General features: G+C 60.2%; 4 protein-coding genes, 1 tRNA gene and 1 pseudogene. 2 read left to right on the top strand and 4 right to left on the bottom strand.

Annotation, left to right across the window (positions count from 1 at the left end):
- Nucleotides 1-264: hypothetical protein (locus tag EOA85_RS38275; protein ID WP_206523404.1), on the bottom strand; the 264-nt coding region annotated here is incomplete at its 3' end.
- A 195-nt stretch (nucleotides 265-459) separates the two neighbouring features.
- On the opposite strand from EOA85_RS38275, the gene EOA85_RS30775 reads away from it, so the two are divergent.
- Together EOA85_RS30775 and EOA85_RS39995 are read left to right on the top strand one after the other, a co-directional pair.
- Nucleotides 460-542: transfer RNA gene (locus EOA85_RS30775), tRNA-Leu, on the top strand.
- A gap of 239 nt (nucleotides 543-781) precedes the next feature.
- Complete coding sequence (locus tag EOA85_RS39995) at nucleotides 782-913, top strand: hypothetical protein (protein ID WP_280950420.1); 132 nt, start codon at nucleotides 782-784, stop codon at nucleotides 911-913.
- A gap of 33 nt (nucleotides 914-946) precedes the next feature.
- Here the strand turns inward: EOA85_RS39995 and EOA85_RS30770 are convergent, their stop codons facing one another.
- The 3 genes and pseudogenes from EOA85_RS30770 to EOA85_RS30760 all read right to left on the bottom strand — a co-directional run.
- Nucleotides 947-2395, bottom strand: coding sequence for an aromatic amino acid lyase (locus tag EOA85_RS30770; protein ID WP_127212244.1), 1449 nt, complete (start codon nucleotides 2393-2395; stop codon nucleotides 947-949).
- A gap of 52 nt (nucleotides 2396-2447) precedes the next feature.
- On the bottom strand, nucleotides 2448-3029 hold the full coding sequence (locus EOA85_RS30765; protein ID WP_127212243.1) for a GDYXXLXY domain-containing protein: 582 nt from the start codon (nucleotides 3027-3029) through the stop codon (nucleotides 2448-2450).
- A pseudogene (locus EOA85_RS30760) lies at nucleotides 3026-3370 on the bottom strand (DUF2157 domain-containing protein); the annotation flags it as partial. The pseudogene EOA85_RS30760 and the gene EOA85_RS30765, both read right to left, overlap by 4 nt.

The raw sequence follows: 3370 nt of genomic DNA, 5'->3' as shown, positions 1-3370 counted from the left end.
AGCAGCAGTTTCATAGCCTGCTACTTTGGCGACAACGAACTCAGAGAGTTTTTGAATTTGCTTACCCGGAATTTGTTTACGATCGTGACTTACGGGTAGCAAAAAATTCCGAATCAATTTGAAAGAATTGTGAATACATTCCAGGCAAAAAGACCGACCGCCGATGAGTTCGTTCCCGCCGCCGTCGCCTACTTTGGACGGGAGATCCGCGCCGTGGCCGCCGATGGCACCATCTGATGCTGATCTTGGCCGACAGCTTTGCAAGAAACCCTGAATATGATCCGTCAGTTCGAGGCGATGCCGACGCGTGGCGCGGCGTGAAGTCCACGGTCCACCGACAGGGGAATGGCCCAGGCGACTGGCATAGACGGCACGCGGGGGACGAAAAACCTCGAAAATCTAAGTCTTGAACTTATGACACAGCTTGTGACATAGACGTGTTACGGTGACACAAAGCCAGCGGGTATGGCGGAATTGGTAGACGCACCAGATTTAGGTTCTGGCGTGAGAACGTGGGGGTTCGAGTCCCTCTACCCGCACCACTGCTCCCCTAGAAAAGTGGATTAAGCTTCCAGCGCCGAAAGCGTAGGGTTCGTGTCCCTTCATCGTACCAAGTTTTTCGCCAGAAGGCCTGGAAACGTCGCGTTCTCCCAGGTGCGACCGGTTCGGCAGAGCATCAATTGGCCCTTGCGAAAGCTGATCCTGCTCAAGATGACTGCTGGGAACCAGCCTCGGCAAAACACGTTGCTAAGTCATCGACCTTCACAAAAGGATCCGTACGATGGCGAAAGACCTATCTCGCGAGGAAGAGAAACGCGGCACCGGAAAGGTCTTCATGTGGGGCGCCGTGATCATCGCTGTGCTTTTTGTTGCCCTAATGGCCGTGTTCATCCTCGGCCCGTTCTGGTCTTAGCCGCCATTTGGGCATCGTGAAACTCCAGGCCGCTTACTCCTCAAAGACCTGGCCCGTGAACAATTCGGCCAAATTAGCAAGTTCAGGTCCCAGCACGCGATCCCCGCCGACTGGCGGCACGATGCTTCTGATATCCGCGACGAACGACTGAAGCGCCGGAGGAGCCACGCGCTTGGTGACATGCAATGCCTGCGAGGCGATCACAGCCAGCATCGCCATCGCGGCATAGAGGCAGCGGCCGGCGCGTGCTTCCTTCGTCCAGGCGAGGAACACCGTCGTCGCTACATCGTCCTGGCCGGCGCCGGCCGATTCGGTTCCCGGGATGAAGGTGCGCTGCGCCGCGAGTTTAGCCTGCTCCAGATAGCCCGTGATCGCCATCGGCACATAGCCGACATTGCCGTGACCATCGCTGTCACTCCAATCCCGCCCCGTCAAAAGCAGATCGGGCAGGAGCGATACCTTGCCGTTCAAAAGCTTCGAGGCGTGGCGGTCGCATAAGAGGCAGATATCGGCCCATATCGCTGCCAGATCATCCAGGGAGGGTGTTGCCATGGCATTGTGATAGCCGCCCGTGCTGATGCAGCGCCCGAGCGGATGCCCGTCGCCAGGCGGTATGTAGACCGGGTTGTCTGATATCGAGGCGAGCGACACAGTGGCCGCCCGCTCCGCCGATGCCAGCGCGCGATGCGCGTGCCCCAGAATGCGAGGGACGATGCGATAGCTGACCGGCGCCTGATAATTGCGGCGCCCGGTGCCGGTACTGGCAAGAAACTCCCTCAATCCCCGCAGGGCCGCTGCTTCGTGTTCATCGCCCCAAAGCGCGTCGAGCGCCGGATCGTAATGTTCGAGCGGCGCGCGAAACGCTTCGATCGAAAGCGCAAAGACCTTTTCGGCAAGGCGAACGCGACGGCGCGCCGCCAAGGCGGCATCGGCCACGAGTGCGGCAGCGCAGGGCGAGCCATTGATCAGGGATCCCCGTTCCTTGATTTCCAGGTCGAAGCGCGTCGAAAGCTCTGCAAAGAGCGGATAAAGAGCGAGGATTTCACCGGCGCCGCCCTGGCCGCAGGATGGCACCATGGGCATGGGTCCGCCGTCCAGCATCGCGGCGACGGCGAGCGCCATACGCGGTGTAGTCGCGGCATTTCCTTCGAGGAAATTCGTCAGACGGGCGAGCACGATCGCCCTCACCACGCGATCTGGCAAAGGCTCGCCGAATGATGTGGCGGCTGCGAACGCCTTGATGCGCGCATGGCGATCCCGCTCGCCAAGTTCGAGCCGCCTACTCGCCAGTTCTCCCATGGCGGTGGTTACGCCATAGATGACCGGCACAGGGTCGGTTTCGATAAGACGCAGGAACGACGCGCGACTCTCTGCGATGCGCTGCAAAGCCTTGCCGCTGATTTGCACCGTGTCTTTCTTCCAGGCGACGCGGAAAACAGAGCTGAGATTTATGTCTTCTCTTGTCGTCAGGATAGTTGTCATGTTTGATGCTGTCCGAGCGGCCACGCTTTCCCAATTCTAATCCGGGCCAATTCTAATAAAGTGGTTCCTCGAACAGCGTCTTGTCGCCGTCCATCAGCGCCTTGATCTGCGCGGCGCCATCGGCTGCGATTGCGACGCGGACGCCGAACGGCCGCACCCGCATATCGTCCTGGATCGCTATTCCCTCGCCTTCCGGCAGGTAGAAACGTTCAATGCCGTAATCCGGCGCTATGGTGGTGGCTGCGCTGAGATCCCACCCCGCGGACACATGCCCGACGATATCGGTTTCGTCGGATGCTGCCGGCGCCGGCGCGTGCCCGAACCAGGCCGCCGTCGCCTGCCAATAGCCGTCGGCGCCCTGCTTCAGCCTGACGACGATTGGCGTGTCGTCGCTCGTGAGCTTGCCGGCTGGAATGTTGGCGATCAGCTTCACCGGTATGCGCGAAATATCGTAGCCAAGGCGAATGAAGTCGCCGCGCAGCAGATCGCGCGGATCGATCGGTTCGACCCTAAGCAGCACTTGCCTGCCGTCGCGCAGGATCGCCGCCCGACCAGCGATGATCCAGCTCAGGAAGCCGATCTGGATGAGCGCCAGCACCACCGCCGAAATGATCAGCCGTATACCGGTCATCATGCCGCTCCTTCCACGCTCGGGGCCCTCATGCGCTTTTCCACGCGGAGGATGACAAAGGCAAGGATGCCGAGAAGCACAGCTGCCGCCAGGAAGAAGCCTGCCGTGTCGAGCATCGACTGCAACATCACCACATAGATGATGGCGAGTTCGAAGGCGAAGCCGGCATAGGCAACCCAGCGCAAGCCCCTGCTGTCGCGTCCGCCCAGCACGATTGCCGCGACAATGCCGGCAAGCGCAACGGCCGAGGCAATGGCAAAGCCGCTGTTGTAGCTGCTTAAATCGGCTAATTCGAACTGGATCATCGCCAGGCCGGTGAGAAATCCGACCAGCGCGTGCAAGGG

This window comes from Mesorhizobium sp. M5C.F.Ca.IN.020.29.1.1 (assembly GCF_003997375.1).
In the GTDB taxonomy this organism is placed as follows: Bacteria; Pseudomonadota; Alphaproteobacteria; order Rhizobiales; family Rhizobiaceae; genus Mesorhizobium; species Mesorhizobium wenxiniae.
The sequence above is the reverse complement of the archived record's forward strand: the minus strand, read 5'-3'. Positions and strand labels throughout refer to the sequence as shown.

Excerpts from the sequence above, each read along its gene's own strand:
- EOA85_RS39995 (WP_280950420.1), top strand. The coding sequence starts at position 782 with ATGGCGAAAGACCTATCTCGCGAGGAAGAGAAACGCGGCACCGGAAAG.
- EOA85_RS30770 (WP_127212244.1), bottom strand. The coding sequence starts at position 2,395 with ATGACAACTATCCTGACGACAAGAGAAGACATAAATCTCAGCTCTGTT.
- EOA85_RS30765 (WP_127212243.1), bottom strand. The coding sequence starts at position 3,029 with ATGATGACCGGTATACGGCTGATCATTTCGGCGGTGGTGCTGGCGCTC.